Raw genomic sequence first — 943 nt, forward strand, 5'->3', positions numbered from 1 at the left:
TGAGCCGATGAAGGCGTTCGCGCCGATGGTGGTGCGATGCTTCATCACCCCGTCGTAATTGCAGGTCACCGTGCCCGCGCCGATATTCGTATGCTCCCCGATATCGGCATCGCCCAGATAGGTCAGATGGCCGACTTTCACACCTTCCGCGAGGATCGCGTTCTTCACCTCGACGAAATTGCCGATATGCACGTCCTCGGCGAGTTCCGCACCGGGGCGCAGACGGGCGAAGGGACCGATCGTGGCGCCGCGGGAGATGTGGCAGCCTTCGAGATGGCAGAAGGCCTCGATCACCGCACCGGATTCGATGGTCACATCGGGGCCGAATACGACATTCGGGCCCAGCACGACGTCGCGGCTGATATAGGTGTCGAGCGCGAACCAGACGCTGGTGGGCTCCACCATGGTCACGCCGTTTTCCATCGCCTCGGCGCGCATCCGCTCCTGGAACAGGGCCTCGGCGCGGGCAAGCTCGGCGCGGGTGTTGATGCCCAGCGTCTCGGCCTCGTCACAGGTCACGACCTGCGCGGTCAGACCCTTCTTGCGCGCGGCTTCGACGATATCGGTGAGGTAGTATTCGCCCGACGCATTCTCGTTCGACAGCCCCGCGACCAGTTCGGTCAGAAGCACTGCGTCACAGGCAATAACGCCAGAGTTGCAAAGGGTTATGCCGCGTTCTTCATCCGTGGCATCCTTGAATTCCACGATCCGATCCAGCGTGTCGCCCTGCGCCACCAGACGCCCGTAACGGCCCGGATCGGCCGCCTCGAAGCCGAGCACGGTCACCGCCGCATCGGACGCCGCCAGCCGCTCCAGCGTCTCGGGCCGGATGAAGGGGGTGTCGCCGTAAAGCACGATCACACGGCCGTCGAACCCGTCGAGCGCGGGCAGGGCCTGCGCCACGGCGTGGCCGGTGCCGCGCTGTTCTTCCTGCAGCACGATC

1 protein-coding gene is annotated in these 943 nt (G+C 65.0%); it reads right to left on the reverse strand.

The window, feature by feature from the left end:
- On the reverse strand, positions 1-943 hold a 943-nt coding region (locus B3D39_RS07545; protein WP_286789571.1), incomplete at both ends, for a sugar phosphate nucleotidyltransferase.

Source organism: Thioclava sp. UBA3469, from assembly GCF_002378135.1.
In the GTDB taxonomy this organism is placed as follows: domain Bacteria; phylum Pseudomonadota; class Alphaproteobacteria; order Rhodobacterales; family Rhodobacteraceae; genus Thioclava; species Thioclava sediminum.